Genomic DNA, 16,002 nt, shown 5'->3' with positions numbered 1-16,002 from the left:
TATAACTATGAATATTTTAAAGATGGTTTGCATTGGGTGGTGGTTATGCTCTTATGGTTGATAGCACGAATTTTTAATAACTTTCTTTTAGTTTCTCCATTAGTAGATTAAAGAAAGATATAAATTGCTCCTCATTTATATTTTTATAATTATACTTAAGGTTAGGTAGCATATAATAAAACATCTTTGTGTAACGGTTAATCATTTGCTCTTTTATCAGATTAAAATCATTAACGTCAGAACGAGATAAATTAAACAATAACATTTCAGTTTCATCATAAGCATCTTTCCAGTCTTTATGAGTAACATAATATCCATAATTAGGATTGATGAGATGATGAATACCATCCCATTCTGGATTATCAGTGAAAGCTTTAAATAGTAATGGAAATATTGATGTACGTTTTATATCTTCAATGTTAAGGCCAGCAGTGATTCCATTGGTAATGTGTATATTGTAAATGTGTTGGTAATTTGAAATAACTTTACGCCTTGTTATTTTATATGGTATTTCTGCTGACTTTACCTTCTCTTTTAGTGATTGTTCAAGTTGCTTAAATGCAGATTTCCAATCACGTGATGTTTTTGCGATTTTTTTCCACTCAATAACACTATATGGAAATTCATCTACAAAACATTCTGAGTAAAATTCTCCTGTATAAAACTCAAAACGTGTTGATGAAAGTATATTAATATAAATTTTACTGCCAATATTCTCATTTAAATAACCACTTGATATTATATCTGCCTTAAGATGGATCTCAGTATATGAGTCTTCGTCGGGGTTATAATCGTCTCTTATGGATAAAACGAAATGACCGGTATCAATTTCCTTCGCATCTTCAAGATAATATGGTTTATAATTTTCTTCCTTCATTTTGATTAATTGGTTAAAACAAATATACCAAAAAAACACCCCCATTCCTATAAGCGTCCATCATCTATTATCTTACGTCTATCAGTCTTCTTCAAAATCCCCCATTCCCTAACTTCCTCCCCTTTAATTGTGATATTGCTTCATTTTTAAGATTTACAGCATACATATTAGCACATAAAATTTATATTTACAGAAATATGTTGAAATCTAAATCTTGTTATCTTGAAAAAAATTACCCTTTTATCCTGCCTGCTTTTCGGGGGCAGCCTCTGTGCGCAGATTGTAAACCAGCAGCCGTACATCCTTACCATTGCCCAGCTTAAGGAATGGACACAGGATGGCGCTACCGCCTCAGCCGACCTGGTGTGCACTGTGCCCCTTGCCAGCCGTTTTACAAATACCGAAACACAGTTTAACCCCAACCGCAGTAACAGCATGCAAATTGCCTACCTGCCCGACGGTATGAACAACTTTGGTAACTACTATGGCGAGCAAAGCCAGTTTAACCTGTACAACTTTACCCACTGGGCGTATATAGACAAGTTTGTTTGGTTTGGCGGTACCTCGTCTCAAACCGTACAGGTGCCTTCATCGCCCTGGGCCAATGCCGCCCACCGTAACGGCGTAAAAATATTTGGCGATATATTCTTTTCGCCTACAGCTTACGGAGGCTCTACCGCCACCCTGCAAAGCTTTTTAGAGCAGGACACCGATGGCAACTTCATCGTGCTGCCAAAGCTGATAGACATTATGCAGTACTATAACTTCGACGGTTGGTTCATCAACCAGGAAACTGCTACAAACTCCACCGTAGCGGGTTTAATGCGCAGTTTTGTACAGCAGCTTACCGCCGCTGCCGAGGCCGAAGGAAAAGAAGTAATGTGGTACGATGCCATGACCACCACCGGATCTGTAGGTTGGCAAAACAGGCTGAACACCAGCAACAGCCCCTTTGTACAGGCTAACGACGACGGCGACAGCAGCAACGGCTACGAAACCCGTGTAAGCAGCAGCATCTTTATCAACTTCTTTTGGTCGGGGTCTACCTATCCGTCGGCTTCACGTACCCGTGCCGGGGTTATTGGCCGTTCGGAATTTGACGTGTTTACCGGCGCCGATATTTGGCCGGGGCGCAACCAGGGTAACTTCTCCACAAACGGAAACTCATTCATGGGCTATCTGCACGAAAATGCCTCTACCCCGTACACCTCGCTGGGGCTGTTTGCCACTAACTGCGTGTACAACAGTTCGGCGTTTACCAATTTCAACAACGACCCTACAGATGTTGACTCATTTTACAGCGCCGAAAACCACATGTTTGCCGGTTACGACCGCAACCCTGCCATAGAAGACGCCACTAACTTTAAGGGCTTTGGCAACTGGGTTCCGGCAACGTCGGTTATTACAACACTGCCGTTTGAAACCAGCTTTTGTACCGGGCACGGAACCCAGAAATTTGAGGAGGGCGTACAATCGTCAGGCGCGGCGTGGCACAACGTAGAAAAGCAGGACATACTGCCTACCTGGGAATGGGCGTTTTCTGAAAACGATGCTCTTACAGCAAAATGGGATTTTAACGATGCCTACAACATGGGCAACTCTATAAAAGTAACCGGCGCACTTACTGCCGGAAACGACATAGACCTTTCATTGTACAAAACAAAACTTACCGTAGCAGCCGGTACGGGTATAGACATAGCCCTAAAGGGCAACGTTAACCCAAGCCTGTGGCTAACCTTTGCCGACAGCCCTGCGCAGCGCATTGTGTTCCCGCTGGCCGATGCTACAGGCTCGGGCTGGGAGAAACAAACGGTGGTACTGCCTGCTGCCTATACCGGTAAGGAAATAGCGGTTATAGGGCTGCGTTTTTCATCGGATGCAGGTGTAGATGACTATGTGCTGAATGTAGGCTCGCTTAAGGTATACCAGGACGATGCATTGTTGGCATCAGAATACTACACCATGGCAGAGCAAATTGCGGTAAGCTACCCGCAGCAGGACAAAACCGTGTTGTTTAACATCAACCTGGCGTATGCTAACCAGGTGGCCTATACCGTGTACGACCTGCAGGGCAAGGCCATACGAAACAGCACCATAAAGCTAAACGGCACTACCGAATATGCCTTTAATACCTCGGGCATCAGCTCAGGTATTTATATTGTGAAGTTTGCCGCAGACAACGGTGTAACCGAAACCAAAAAAATTATAGTGAGGTAAAAGGTGTTGTTTATAAATCATGATTTAAAAAAATAAGAAAATAATACACTGTTTAAAATATTTTCTTATATTAGCATTATAATCAATTAACTAAAAATCATGAAAAAATTATTTATCGCCGCCGGGTGCGCTTTACTATTAACTGCATGTGCAAAAAATGCAGAACAGGTTGATGTTGTAAAAGCAAAGTTGAAAGAATGGAAAATGTCTGATGAAGAAATAAAAACGTACGAGTTTAAAACTTCTGAAGTATTAGACAAAGATTTTTACAGCATACTGTCTAAAGAGTATTCTGAAAAATATTACGAATCTAAAGACACTGACCTTGAAAGCGCTAAATATTATATTGAAGAATCGGGTAAGTATGTAGACCTTGCAGGTAAGGCATCAGATAAAAAATGTTTTATCGTTAAAGCCTATGTAGTAACGGCCGGTGATACCATACACGACAAAATATTTTATATCGACGATAAAAATGCTATTGTTGATTTAAACAACCTGAAATAATAGCAGGATAGAAATACAGAGCCGCCTTCATTGGGCGGTTTTTTTATTAAAAATATCCCCAAGAGTATACTTGCATGTTTTTTAATTCTAAATAACCCAGGTAGATTATATTTGCCACACAACCAGTATTCGTCATTTTATGATAGCGCAGCAATTTCAGGAGTTGGCTAACCAACACGATACACAATATTATATAAAGGAACTTAAAGTAAGCGGAACCGTAGGTTCTAAGCTTCCGGTAGCGATATATACTTTACATATTCATCACCGTGATATTCCAATAAATATAAAGTTTGAATTTGGGAACCACAACTTGGCAGAATTTGATTTTGAATTACCCCACTCTGCAACACGGCCGGACTTTGTAATTGAAGCACGCGATGTTTTTGAACGCTTGTTCAGTTTTAATAAAAACCGCTGGAAAATAAACTGTGAGCATGGTGTGTTTAAATCTTCACTTTTGAATTTGGTTGAAAGGTCTACACTTAATGAACTGGCTAAGCAAGAAGCCTTTGAACCAAAGATAACAGGAAAAAAAACTCCGGACAGTTACACCGTCAAAGTAGTCTATTACTTAGGTTTTAACAACAAAGAGCAATCCTTAAAAGTTGTAACCAACTTTTGTACCAGCCTGATTGATTTTATAATAGACAGCAAGCTTTAGTACACGCGTGTGGTTAAAAGCGCGGATTTGTAATCACAAGTGTTCGAAATCTTAATTTTGTCTGTTAGTAAACCCCAGAGGGGTGGCATATCTATAGTAATGAATGCACAAGAGTGAGCAGAGCTCCGGAGGAGCGGCATATTAATACGGTTATATGCCGTTCCTCCGGAACTCCCCCGCTTCCCATGCCGCTATTTTGCTATAGACATACCGCTCCTCCGGAGCTGATGAAATGTTTCGAGCACTTATAATTTGTAATCCGTATTTATTTTATAGTTTAGTTTAGCACGGATTGCAAATCCGCGACATCGGGTTTTAGTTGAGCACGGATTGAAAATCCGCGCTATCGGTTTATAACTACTCAAATTCGCTCGGTAGATAAGCACCTACTTGTTCTTTTAGGTCTCTTAAGTTTATGTCTACGGACCATTGCTTAGGATGGGGGTGGGGATAAAACAACAAATTAACTTCATTCTTATTGAATGCTAACTTATGTAAGATATTAAAAGTTTTATAATCTTCCGATGCTTGTACATAGAGACGCTTTATCTGTTCCTGAGAGTTCTTAATACGCGAGTTATTTAGTTCATAGACATATGTATAATGTTCAATATTTGAACTAATAGCTGAGCTATTAAAAAATCTAGTTATTTGTACCCATTTTTTATATGGAGTCGTATAGACTATATCAAATCCTGAAAACCTATTATTCCGAATATCAGAAAGTATGGCTTTAGGTATGTCCAAATTATCTATTACATTATCCTGATAAATTGCATCGATATGTAATCCCTGTAGCGAATTAACATTATTAAAATCTCCTTTGCTAAAATCTATCTTGATATTTACCTCAGATAATCGATAGTCCCCTTTATGAATCAACATGAATTTCTTGTTAACAATAACCATATAGCAATAACTATCCCCACCGGTCAAGTTTCCAATAAAATTATTTTGCTGATCAATTATTTCTTCTTTTGCTTGAATTGTTTTCTTGAGGTTTTTTAATGTCTGTCTATAAACTTCCCTGACATCCTCTGCAGTTTCCTTGTTTAATTGGTAATTTTCTACAATTTTATCATTGACCTTTTCTAAATTAGAAATTGTAGTATCACCCGTTTTTTTAAGTTGTTGTGTAGTATTTTGTAAACTTTCAGTACTTTCTTTTAATTTCTCCGTGTTACATTTTATTTTGTTCTTTGTTTCCTCGTCTGATTGAGAATTAATAAAAGCAAGTATTGCAACACCTATTGTAAATAAAAGTATAATAAGATTCGGATTCATAAATTTTCTCATATATGGCTGGTTCATTTAAAGATAAATATAAATAAAAAATAGTATTTGTAGATCATAAAAAAACGCCCCCATTCCTGGAGGCGTCTATCATCTATTATCTTAGGTCTTCTGTCTTTTCCGAATTAACGAATCAACAAATCCACTAATTAACGTTGTTCTATCCACTCACGCGCGTTAACAAACGCTTCGTGCCAAGGCGTAACCTCGTCCTGGCGCCCTTCCGGGTAGTACGCCCAGTTCCACTGGAACATAGAACGCTCTATGTGCGGCATCATAACCAGGTGGCGGCCATCGTTGCTTGCCATCATGGCTACGTTGTACGCCGAACCGTTAGGGTTAGCCGGGTAACCTTCGTGTGCGTACTTGGCTACCACATTGTACTGGTCTTCGCTATACGGCAGGCTGAATTTACCCTCACCGTGGCTAATCCATACACCCAGGGTGCTGCCCGCAAGCGTGCTAAGCATTACCGAAGTGTTTTCCTGTACCGTAACCGATGTAAAGCCGCTTTCGTGCTTGTGGCTGTCGTTATGCAGCATTTTCGGTTTGTTTTCGTGGTCAGGGTTTATAAGGCCCAGCTCTACAAACAGCTGGCAACCGTTACATATACCTACCGATAGGGTATCTTCACGCTTAAAGAAGTTTTCCAGCGCCGTACGGGCTTTTTCGTTGTACAAAAATGCACCCGCCCAGCCCTTAGCCGAACCCAGTACATCTGAGTTAGAGAAACCACCCACAGCACCTATAAACTGTATGTCCTCAAGCGTCTCACGACCTGATATAAGGTCGGTCATGTGAACGTCTTTTACGTCAAAACCTGCAAGGTACATGGCGTTTGCCATTTCGCGCTCAGAGTTACTACCCTTTTCACGGATAATGGCTGCTTTTGGCCTTGGCTTGCTGGCATCAATGGCTACTTTCTTACCGGTAAACTGCGCCGGGAAGTTATAGCTAAGCGGTTGAACTTTATAGTTGTTGTAACGCTCGGTAGCTTTATCGTTAGCTGTTTGTTTTTTGTCCAGCAGGTACGATGTTTTGTACCATGTATCGCGGGTTTCGGCAATGTTAAAGGTAAGTTCGGCAGCACCGTTTTTCACGGTTACCACAGCGCCTTCCTTCACTTCACCTATCTTGGTAAAGTTAACGCCGTTAGCGGCAAGTTGCGCCTCTATAGAAGCATCTGCCTGTAGCACAAGACCAATGTTTTCAGAGAATAGTACCTTAACGGTATCAGCCTCCTCAAGGTTGGTAAGGTCGTAAGCAGCGCCAAGGTTTACTTCGGCAAAGCTCATTTCAAGCAGGGTGGTAATAAGGCCACCGCTGCCTATATCGTGACCGGCTGCAATTTTGCCGTCTTTTATTAAATCCTGAATAGTATTGAAAGCCGACTTAAAGTTGGCAGCATCAGTAATGGTAGGTACTTCGTTACCTACTTTGTTTAGTATCTGTGCAAAAGAAGATCCGCCCAGTTTAAAGCTGTCGTTGCTCAGGTTGATGTAGTAAATACTGCCACCGTTGCGTTTTAGTACCGGCTCTACCACTTTGGTAATATCGTTACAGTTACCCGCAGCCGAGATGATTACCGTACCCGGCGCAATAACGTCTCCGTCAGGGTATTTCTGCTTCATAGAAAGCGAGTCCTTACCCGTAGGGATGTTGATGCCAAGTTCGATAGCAAATTCTGAACAGGCTTCTACAGCTTCGTATAGCCTTGCATCTTCACCTTCGTTTTTACATGCCCACATCCAGTTTGCCGAAAGCGATACGCTTTTAAGGCCGTCTTTTAGCGGAGCAAAAACAATGTTACTAAGCGATTCTGCAATAGCAGTGCGGCTTGCCGCAGCAGGGTCTACCAGTGCCGATACCGGCGAGTGGCCTATGGTAGTAGCAATACCTTCTTTTCCGGCAAAATCCAGCGCCATAACACCCACGTTGTTCAGCGGAAGTTGGATTGGCCCTGCACATTGCTGCTTGGCTACGCGTCCGCCCACACAACGGTCTACCTTATTGGTAAGCCAGTCTTTACAAGCCACAGCCTCAAGCTGAAGCAACTGGTTAAGGTAAGTGTGTATGTTTTCCTGGGTATATTCAAGGCCACTGTAGTTAGCAGCAACCGTTTTATCAGTCATTATGGTTTTTGGCGATGAGCCAAACATATCTTCAAGGGCAAAATCCATCGGCTTGGCACCTGTGGTAGCACTCTTAAAGGTAAAGCGGTGGTCGCCTGTTACATCACCTACGGTATACATAGGAGAGCGCTCACGGTCGGCAATGCGCTGTAGGGTTTCAATATCTTCTTTGCCAATAACAAGCCCCATACGCTCCTGGCTTTCGTTACCAATGATTTCTTTGGCAGAAAGTGTAGGGTCGCCCACAGGCAGTTTATCAAGGTCGATAAGTCCGCCGGTTTCCTCCACAAGCTCAGAAAGACAGTTCAGGTGTCCGCCCGCACCGTGGTCGTGGATAGACACTATAGGGTTGGTATCGCTTTCTACCAAACCACGAACGGCATTGGCAGCACGTTTTTGCATTTCAGGGTTACTACGTTGCACGGCATTCAGCTCAATACCCGATGCAAACGCACCCGTATCGGCAGATGATACCGCAGCACCACCCATACCTATGCGGTAGTTTTCGCCACCAAGGATAACTACTTTATCACCTTCCTGTGGTTTTTGTTTTTTGCTCTGGCTTTCCTTACCGTAACCGATACCGCCTGCAAGCATAATCACTTTGTCAAAACCAAGTTTGCGGGCATCTTCTTCGTGTTCGAATGTAAGTACCGAACCCGTAATTAGCGGCTGCCCGAATTTGTTACCAAAATCAGATGCACCGTTAGATGCTTTTATAAGGATGTCCATTGGGGTTTGGTACAGCCATTTGCGCTCGGCCATGCCGTTTTCCCAAGGGCGTGTCTCTTCAAGACGAGAGTAAGCAGTCATGTACACTGCTGTACCCGCAAGTGGCAGTGAACCCTGTCCACCCGCAAGCCTGTCGCGAATCTCTCCACCGCTACCTGTAGCAGCACCGTTAAACGGCTCTACCGTAGTAGGGAAGTTGTGCGTTTCGGCCTTTACCGAGATAACCGAATCAAATTCCTTGATTTCGTAGAAATCAGGTTTGTCAGCACTCTTAGGGGCAAACTGCTGCACGCGTGGGCCTTTTATAAACGCTACGTTGTCTTTGTATGCCGAAACAATATCGTTAGGGTTTTCCTGACTTGTTTTTTTAATCAGCTTGAAAAGTGATGAAGGTTTCTCCTCGCCGTCAATCACAAACGTACCGTTAAATATCTTGTGGCGGCAGTGCTCTGAGTTTACCTGGCTAAAGCCGAAAACCTCGCTGTCTGTCAGTTTCCTGCCCAGTTTTGTGGCAAGGTTGTTCAGGTACTCTACCTCCTCGCTGCTAAGCGAAAGGCCTTCTTTTTCGTTGTATGCCGCTATGTCGTCTATCTCCAGGATAGGCTCCGGCTGTATGTTAATGGTGTAAATGTCCTGCCCAAGGCCGTTGTACTTTTGCGAAAGCATCGGGTCAAACTTGGCGTCGGCCTCATCTACCTTAAAAAATTCTTCAATACGTATAATGCCTTCAATACCCATGTTTTGGGTAATCTCCACAGCATTAGTACTCCACGGAGTGATCATTGTGGCGCGCGGCCCAACAAAAAAATCCGTAAGTACGGATTTCTCTATTTTATGTGCGTCGCCAAAAAGCCAGTTAAGTTTTGAAATGTCCTCAGCCGAAAGTTCGTTTTGCGCCTGTACCGCAAACACTGTATTGGTCTGGTTTCCGAAGAAATGGATCATAGAGTAGTGTGTTGTTGTTTAAAGGCGCAAAATTAAGGAATTATTTGTTTCTGCGAAAGTTGATTTGTGGATGTTATACTCTTTTTTAATTGAATAACATTCTATGTAATATTATTTACATTTACATTCGAGAAATTTGTTTCATTTCCTTCCTTTCTAAAATATAGATTATCATTAATGTACATTTCAACATCTTTTGAGCATAAAATTCCTTTCTTCATTAGTTCAGCCGCCATATCGGCAATTTCTAAACTTGCTTTTAGATTTGATAGTCTAGAAGCTTCATTTTCTAATCTGGCTTTTTCTAATTCATAGCTTGTTTTCAATTGATATTGTTCATTAGTTAATTTTTGTGTTTTATCTCTTTTTAGAATCTCTACTTCTTCTTGTAGTTTTTCAATTTCCTTTCTTTCTTTTTCGAGATTTGAAAGTTTTGAATCAATATAGTATGCAATTGTTGCGTCTTTTCCTTTCTTAAGTAGGTCTATTGTTTGTTCTTTTGTTTTTTCATCTTTTAACCACAATTTCAATTTACTTATAATGCTTCCTTTTGACAGATCTTCTATTTCAAAAGTCAGTCCATCAATTCTCTTAAAAGCAGATAAAATATAATATAAAGATAACGAGAAGTCTTCAGATACTACTCTCTTAACATTTTTGTAGTAAATGATTTGCAATGAAATATAAAATATAGATTCTTCTACAAAAAAACTGAATGTATTATCATTCCATATTATTCTTTTTGCAACATACCCATTACAGTAAATGAGTATTCCATTATAATCCTCTTTTATATAGACCACTCCACTTAACTCATTCTTCTCTATACCCATCCTTCGTCCAATAGATTCCTCAAACTGCTTAATACTCTTGTATTCTTTAGGAGGGTTTAATTCAAATTCATAATAAGGATCAATCTTCGACTCAAAATCTGAAAGTGAAATTATATTATTGAAGTTTTCAAGGTGTTCTTTAGTGGATTTTACTTTCAATGTATTATTAGATAAGTATATTAAGAATTCAATATACTTTCTGAAAGAGAAATAAAGCACATCGTTATCAAATTTTCTTATGCGGAATGAATCATAAAACTTACTAAGTGTTAAATTTAGATATATATAAAATGTGTTTTCCCAAAATTTATCTTCGATAAACAGTTTTTCCTGCAGTATGTTCTCTAGAGAGTTTAATCGCTCTTGTAATTCCTCAAGATTTATAATAATTGATTTACCATTTAAAATTTCTTCGGTAATAAGTTCTTTAAAATCCTCGAATATATTTTCTTCTTTAGAAAAAAAATTTGCTGTCATGGTTGAGTTTTAATAATAAATCTAAAATAATCTTTATTTTTTAATTATATATATTACCGACTAAAATACTCTCATCAACAATTTAAACACCTAACAAACACATTTATAGAGTTCAAGGAAAACTATAATAAGTACAGCCACGAAAAAATTAAAAATCTAACATCTTAAGGATTTGGCACATAAAAAGCATCCTACCACATACATTTATTTTTGATACCTTAGTACAAACCTTAGTGTCAAAACCTATGATAACCCAAACCCCTCGCCTGCTGCTGCGCAACCTTACCGAAACCGACGCACAACACTTTTACGAACTGAACCTGGACCCAGATGTGCTGCAATACACCGGCGACAGCGTATTTGAAAGCGTAGAAGCCGCCCGCGTATTTTTAACCAATTACCAAAACGTATACAAAAAATACGGTTTTGGCCGCTGGGCGGTCATCCGGAAAGAAGACAACGCGTTCCTGGGCTGGTGCGGACTCAAGTACTCTGAAGATACAAAGGAGCACGATTTAGGTTTCCGGTTCTTTAAAAAATACTGGGGAAACGGCTATGCCACCGAAGCGGCACTGGCATCGGTACAATGGGGTTTTACACAGCCCGCCATTACCGAAATTGTGGGCCGCGCCATGGAGGCAAACAGCGCCAGCATCCGCGTACTGGAAAAATGCGGCATGAAGCTGCGCAACTTCTTCGATTTTGAAGGCGAAGACGGCGTAGTGTACAGCATTAACCGCTAAGCACATTAATTACCCTAATTTTATTAATTTCGCTCCCGTATTCTATCGTGCAGACACATCTTGGCGACTTAGCGGCTTTGTGAGAAATTTTTCACCACAAGGTTCACAAAGTGACTTGTTGCACACAATAACTCGAATTACCAAATTACCGAATCACCGCATAACCCATAAGCCATAAGCCACATGCACCCCACTCCCCCACAGGAACCGCTTTATTCTATACCGCTGCGCTACCGCCGGCTGGAGAACCTGCATATTGTTTTTTGGTTACTGAAAGACCTGTGCTGGGTAATGCTCTGGAAACCCCTGGGTCTAATTATGATAGTCCCCACCATAGCCGCCGCGCTGATTATTACCTGGCAAACCCGCCACATTGTTAGCGAACTGCTACACAACGTAGCCGTGGCGTTTTGGATTATGGCCAACTTTTACTGGATGCTTACCGAGTTTTTTAGTAAAGACGACAGCCTGCGCTACTATGCCGTTATCCCCTTTTCGCTGGGTATAGTGGTAATAGCGTATTATTACATTGGCGTTGTTTTTAACCGTATAAAGGACAAAGGCACCGCCAAAGGTTAATTTTTAACAGTTGAAATGAAAATTTCAAAAAAATTATGCGTGCATAATTTTATTATCCTAATTTTAAGCCTGAATAATTTTTTTTTCATAATTTGCAGTAGATATACTGACAACGACAAACTTATATGAACGCAGTAACACGCCTGTTTGATTTCCCATACTACCAGCTTGAAAAATACAACCTTAGCGAAGCGCTTGTAACCAAGTACAACGATAAATGGGTAGCCACCTCTACGCAGGAATATATAGACAAAGCCAATGCTTTTAGCCGTGGGCTGCTGCGCATGGGCATAAAAAAGGACGATAAAATAGCCGTAATAGCGCACAACAACCGCACCGAGTGGAACATAACCGATATAGGCATACTGCAAACCGGCGCACAAAACGTACCGGTATACCCTACCATAGCCGAAGAGGATTTTGAGTATATACTAAACCATTCGGGGGCGCAGTACTGCATTGTTTCAAACGAGGACTTGTTCCAGAAAATCAGTTCGGTTAAAAGTAAAGTGCCGTCGTTAAAGGAAATCTACTCATTTGAGCAGGTAAACGGCTGCAAAAACTGGGAAGAAATACTGGAACTGGGCAAAGACACCTCTAACCAGGGCGAAGTAGACGCTATAAAAAACAGCATATCTACCGATGACCTTGCTACCATAATATACACATCGGGTACTACCGGAAGGCCAAAGGGTGTAATGCTTTCGCACAAAAACATTGTAAGCAATGTACTGATGAGCGAGGAGCGCGTACCGTTTGAAAAAGGCAAAAGCCGTTCGCTGAGCTTCCTGCCCGTATGCCACATTTACGAACGTATGATACTGTACATTTACCAGTACGTAGGTGTATCTATATACTTTGCCGAAAGCATAGAAAAAGTAAGTGCCAACATAAAAGAATGCCAGCCCGACGTAATTACTGCCGTACCAAGGCTGCTGGAAAAAGTATACGACGCCATTATAGCCAAAGGCAGCGAGCTTACAGGCATTAAGCGCAAGCTGTTCTTCTGGGCGGTAGACGTAGGCCATGCCTATGAACCGTATGGAGCTAACGGCGCCTGGTACGAGTTTAAACTAAAAATAGCCCGTAAGCTTATTTTTAGCAAATGGAAAGCCGGTCTTGGCGGTCGCCTGGGGCTTATGGTAAGCGGTAGTGCTGCCATACAACCACGGTTGGCCCGCGTGTTTGCTGCTGCCGAAATTCCGGTTATGGAGGGTTACGGCCTTACCGAAACCTCTCCGGTTATTGCAGTAAACGATATGCGAAACCGTGGCTTTAAAATAGGCACGGTGGGCAAACCACTTATAGGCGTGGAGGTAAAAATAGCCGAAGACGGTGAAATACTTACCAAAAGCGACAGCGTAATGATGGGCTACTACAACGACCCTGAAAAAACCGCCGAAGCCATTACCGATGGGTACTTCCATACGGGGGATATAGGCGAGATAGACAGCGAAGGCTTCCTGAAGATAACCGACAGGAAAAAGGAAATGTTTAAAACATCGGGTGGTAAGTATGTGGCACCGCAGCTTATAGAAAACGCCATGAAGCAAAGCCGCTTTATAGAGCAGATTATGGTTATAGGCGAAGGCGAAAAAATGCCTGCTGCCTTTATTCAGCCTGATTTTGCATTTACAAAACAATGGGCTGCCCGCCATGGTCTTAAACTGGAAAGCAATGCCGACATAGCCAACAGTAAGGAGGTACACGACCGCCTGCAGGAGGAAATAGAGGCCATAAACAAAAAATTTGGCCACTGGGAGCAGGTGAAAAAATTTGAGATAACCCCAGAAGTTTGGAGCGTAGAGGGCGGCGAAATGACCCCTACCCTGAAACTGAAACGAAAGCAGATTAAAGAAAAATATAAAACCCTGTATGATAAGATATACGGCGGGGACAGATAGATTTTCTTTTGGATTATTGGATTTTTAGACAATTAGAATCTTAGATTTCCGGAGAATCTTAATATACAGACATACCGTTTAAACAGACATAAAAAACGAAGCCTTATAAGGGCTTCGGTTTTTTTATCTGTTTAATATTCTATTTCAATATAATAACCATTATCTATACACCATCAATCAAAACAAATCCGGAAAATGCCTTTTATCGGTCTTTACTATATTCCTCTACGCTCCACTCATCATTTTCAGGGCTCATAAGCCTTTCTATAGCTACTGGCTTGCCTAATTTATAATATTCGATATTTTCTACTCCCCCCCTTAAGGCCCATTTGTTAGTGTTTCTATCAATATTGAATAAAGCTACAATTTTTAAATTATCATCAATTTTAGAAATAAACAAACAACTTGATATTGATTTGACCTTGACTGTAACAGGATTTGCTACAGAAACATAACAAGCCCATACTTTTCCATATGTGGGATGGTTATATTCTGATATTTTGTATAGATGACGTTTACATATTTGGGGTAATAAATCCATATTGTCTAAAAACACCTTGCTATGTTGTTTAAACATAGACGATAACCCAAAGCCAATTTCACTATCCACCTTATCATTAATAGTTAATAAATTGAGTTCTTTTAACGAGTTAAGGTAATTTTCAACATTATCTATTTTTCTGTATTCTGTATGTGCAATACTTTCGACTGAAAAAAAATGTTCTAAAAACTTTATAATCTCTTCCATTATTTTTAATTAAACGTTTGTTATTTCCATATTTTAAAAACCTGAAAATCTATGAATTATAATCCGCCAGGCTTGTTTCTTCTTCCGGTGCATGGTATTTTTCAACCTCTATAAGCTGGCCAGAGGTTAATACCTGTCCGGCTTCTAAATCATGGGCATGCTCCCATTTGAAAGTTCTTAAATTGTACCTGATGTAATAGATTATTTTAAGCCCTTCATCAGTATTGGCAATGTAAAAAATTCTTGCGTAATCTAAAGGACTCCCAGTATCCTCCGTATAACTCACATAACAGGCATACAAATCATCACCTACTACAATTCGCTTTAAGACATCTCCTAATATAGGGTTTTGATAGTGCTTGATTTGAAATAAGGTTCGGGGAACAGCATCTAATGAATTTTTTTCAAACGCTTTTATTTGCTCTGCCGTAAAATATTGAAGGTTTTCTGCGGCAATCCCTCTTATAAACAAATTACGTGATTCGATTGAATGATAAAATGTAAGTGCTCTGCTTTTCAACACATCAAATTCCTCATCGGTTACGGAAGATATATATTCATTACGGTTGCAATCATATTCACTTTCTATAAATGCTGTTATAAATTCTTTGACAACTTTAATTTCCATAATAATTTATTTTGTTGTTGGTTAGTAATATACATCCCTTTTTACGTAAGTAAAAAATAAAACCCGGAAAACCGGGCTTGTATATTTACATCAACTTTATTTTATCTACAAACGTAAAGTCGCTCACTACTTTATTATAATAATCCTGTTTACCTACAGTGCTTACACCACCTTTAATAACATCAGTATGCCAGGATTCATTCTTGCCATAGCCATACACAACCTGAGCTGTTTTGTGTACAAATTCGGTTTCGCCCGCGGCCTCTAGGGCATCAAGGGCATAGTACAGCGCGGTAAAGCCTGTATATTTTGTTTCTGCAAGCACGCCTACATATTTCTTTAAAGCTGCAACATTATTGGCATCATCCGGGTTGTTTTTCACCGCGCCTATAAGGTCTTTCTTAACCAGTATGGCGTAAGCCAACTGCTGCTTAGCCGTAGCAGACAATGACGGCTTGTAAAGTCCGTCAAAATACTCCCAACCCACTTTTGTATCGTCCTGCTTTCCCGAAATATTATGCTCCAGGTCGAATCCCGCCTGGGCATCCTCATTAGCTACCTCAACATACATCAGTTGGGTTTTATACTCCTGTGCCTGTATTTCCTTATGCCCCGAAAACAGCTTGTTCCCGGATGCATAAGAAACAACTATTACCCCGCCGGCTAACAATGCCGTAAGCACGCCTAATTTTATGGTATTCTTTTTCATATAGATATAACGAA

At 40.6% G+C, this 16,002-nt stretch carries 13 protein-coding genes; 6 read left to right on the top strand and 7 right to left on the bottom strand.

Annotated features, from left to right (window positions below):
• Positions 1-73 precede the first annotated feature (73 nt).
• The gene (locus ACLI1A_RS07075) at positions 74-877 is read right to left on the bottom strand and encodes a hypothetical protein (RefSeq protein WP_411407557.1); all 804 of its coding nucleotides are present in this window, start codon (positions 875-877) and stop codon (positions 74-76) included.
• A gap of 222 nt (positions 878-1,099) precedes the next feature.
• On the opposite strand from ACLI1A_RS07075, the gene ACLI1A_RS07070 reads away from it, so the two are divergent.
• From ACLI1A_RS07070 to ACLI1A_RS07060, 3 genes are all read left to right on the top strand, one after another.
• Entirely contained in the window at positions 1,100-3,094 is a 1,995-nt protein-coding gene (locus tag ACLI1A_RS07070; RefSeq protein WP_411407555.1) for an endo-beta-N-acetylglucosaminidase, read from the top strand.
• A 99-nt stretch (positions 3,095-3,193) separates the two neighbouring features.
• Positions 3,194-3,601 (top strand): hypothetical protein, encoded by a 408-nt coding sequence (locus ACLI1A_RS07065; protein ID WP_411407553.1) that lies wholly within the window; start codon positions 3,194-3,196, stop codon positions 3,599-3,601.
• Positions 3,602-3,740: 139 nt separating this feature from the next.
• Complete coding sequence (locus ACLI1A_RS07060) at positions 3,741-4,265, top strand: hypothetical protein (protein ID WP_411407551.1); 525 nt, start codon at positions 3,741-3,743, stop codon at positions 4,263-4,265.
• Positions 4,266-4,622: 357 nt separating this feature from the next.
• Here the strand turns inward: ACLI1A_RS07060 and ACLI1A_RS07055 are convergent, their stop codons facing one another.
• The 3 genes from ACLI1A_RS07055 to ACLI1A_RS07045 all read right to left on the bottom strand — a co-directional run bounded on the left by ACLI1A_RS07055 (position 4,623) and on the right by ACLI1A_RS07045 (position 10,677).
• Positions 4,623-5,561 carry a hypothetical protein gene (locus ACLI1A_RS07055; protein ID WP_411407549.1) on the bottom strand — a complete coding sequence of 313 codons (939 nt, stop codon included), beginning with the start codon at positions 5,559-5,561 and terminating at the stop codon, positions 4,623-4,625.
• Between the two features lie 146 nt (positions 5,562-5,707).
• The gene (gene purL / locus ACLI1A_RS07050; RefSeq protein WP_411407547.1) at positions 5,708-9,367 is read right to left on the bottom strand and encodes a phosphoribosylformylglycinamidine synthase; all 3,660 of its coding nucleotides are present in this window, start codon (positions 9,365-9,367) and stop codon (positions 5,708-5,710) included.
• Positions 9,368-9,468: 101 nt separating this feature from the next.
• On the bottom strand, positions 9,469-10,677 hold the full coding sequence (locus ACLI1A_RS07045) for a hypothetical protein (RefSeq protein ID WP_411407545.1): 1,209 nt from the start codon (positions 10,675-10,677) through the stop codon (positions 9,469-9,471).
• A gap of 245 nt (positions 10,678-10,922) precedes the next feature.
• Here ACLI1A_RS07045 and ACLI1A_RS07040 point away from each other — a divergent pair, with 245 nt between their 5' ends.
• The 3 genes from ACLI1A_RS07040 (at position 10,923) to ACLI1A_RS07030 (ending at position 13,903) form a co-directional block, all read left to right on the top strand.
• Positions 10,923-11,420, top strand: coding sequence for a GNAT family N-acetyltransferase (locus ACLI1A_RS07040; RefSeq protein WP_411407543.1), 498 nt, complete (start codon positions 10,923-10,925; stop codon positions 11,418-11,420).
• Positions 11,421-11,603: 183 nt separating this feature from the next.
• Positions 11,604-11,999 (top strand): hypothetical protein, encoded by a 396-nt coding sequence (locus ACLI1A_RS07035; protein WP_411407541.1) that lies wholly within the window; start codon positions 11,604-11,606, stop codon positions 11,997-11,999.
• 125 nt (positions 12,000-12,124) lie between these two features.
• Positions 12,125-13,903, top strand: a complete 1,779-nt coding sequence (locus ACLI1A_RS07030) for an AMP-dependent synthetase/ligase (protein ID WP_411407539.1) — start codon at positions 12,125-12,127, stop codon at positions 13,901-13,903.
• Positions 13,904-14,105: 202 nt separating this feature from the next.
• On the opposite strand, the gene ACLI1A_RS07025 is transcribed toward ACLI1A_RS07030, so the two are convergent.
• From ACLI1A_RS07025 to ACLI1A_RS07015, 3 genes are all read right to left on the bottom strand, one after another.
• Positions 14,106-14,651, bottom strand: a complete 546-nt coding sequence (locus tag ACLI1A_RS07025) for a hypothetical protein (protein WP_411407537.1) — start codon at positions 14,649-14,651, stop codon at positions 14,106-14,108.
• A gap of 49 nt (positions 14,652-14,700) precedes the next feature.
• Positions 14,701-15,279: a hypothetical protein gene (locus tag ACLI1A_RS07020; RefSeq protein ID WP_411407535.1), complete on the bottom strand. Its 579-nt coding sequence runs from the start codon at positions 15,277-15,279 to the stop codon at positions 14,701-14,703.
• An 85-nt stretch (positions 15,280-15,364) separates the two neighbouring features.
• Positions 15,365-15,988 (bottom strand): hypothetical protein, encoded by a 624-nt coding sequence (locus ACLI1A_RS07015; RefSeq protein WP_411407533.1) that lies wholly within the window; start codon positions 15,986-15,988, stop codon positions 15,365-15,367.
• Positions 15,989-16,002: the final 14 nt, after the last annotated feature.

The sequence above is a fragment of the Flavobacterium sp. RHBU_3 genome, assembly GCF_046613565.1.
GTDB lineage: Bacteria > Bacteroidota > Bacteroidia > Flavobacteriales > Flavobacteriaceae > Flavobacterium.
Note: the sequence above shows the minus strand (reverse complement) of the source record. Positions and strands in the feature narration are given on the sequence as shown.

Bases quoted from the DNA above. Each gene is read 5' to 3' on its own strand.
- ACLI1A_RS07065 (WP_411407553.1), top strand. From the start codon at position 3,194: ATGAAAAAATTATTTATCGCCGCCGGGTGCGCTTTACTATTAACTGCA.
- ACLI1A_RS07035 (WP_411407541.1), top strand. From the start codon at position 11,604: ATGCACCCCACTCCCCCACAGGAACCGCTTTATTCTATACCGCTGCGC.
- ACLI1A_RS07015 (WP_411407533.1), bottom strand. From the start codon at position 15,988: ATGAAAAAGAATACCATAAAATTAGGCGTGCTTACGGCATTGTTAGCC.
- ACLI1A_RS07075 (WP_411407557.1), bottom strand. From the start codon at position 877: ATGAAGGAAGAAAATTATAAACCATATTATCTTGAAGATGCGAAGGAA.
- ACLI1A_RS07045 (WP_411407545.1), bottom strand. From the start codon at position 10,677: ATGACAGCAAATTTTTTTTCTAAAGAAGAAAATATATTCGAGGATTTT.
- ACLI1A_RS07060 (WP_411407551.1), top strand. From the start codon at position 3,741: ATGATAGCGCAGCAATTTCAGGAGTTGGCTAACCAACACGATACACAA.
- ACLI1A_RS07040 (WP_411407543.1), top strand. From the start codon at position 10,923: ATGATAACCCAAACCCCTCGCCTGCTGCTGCGCAACCTTACCGAAACC.
- ACLI1A_RS07025 (WP_411407537.1), bottom strand. From the start codon at position 14,651: ATGGAAGAGATTATAAAGTTTTTAGAACATTTTTTTTCAGTCGAAAGT.
- ACLI1A_RS07020 (WP_411407535.1), bottom strand. From the start codon at position 15,279: ATGGAAATTAAAGTTGTCAAAGAATTTATAACAGCATTTATAGAAAGT.
- purL (WP_411407547.1), bottom strand. From the start codon at position 9,367: ATGATCCATTTCTTCGGAAACCAGACCAATACAGTGTTTGCGGTACAG.
- ACLI1A_RS07030 (WP_411407539.1), top strand. From the start codon at position 12,125: ATGAACGCAGTAACACGCCTGTTTGATTTCCCATACTACCAGCTTGAA.
- ACLI1A_RS07055 (WP_411407549.1), bottom strand. From the start codon at position 5,561: ATGAGAAAATTTATGAATCCGAATCTTATTATACTTTTATTTACAATA.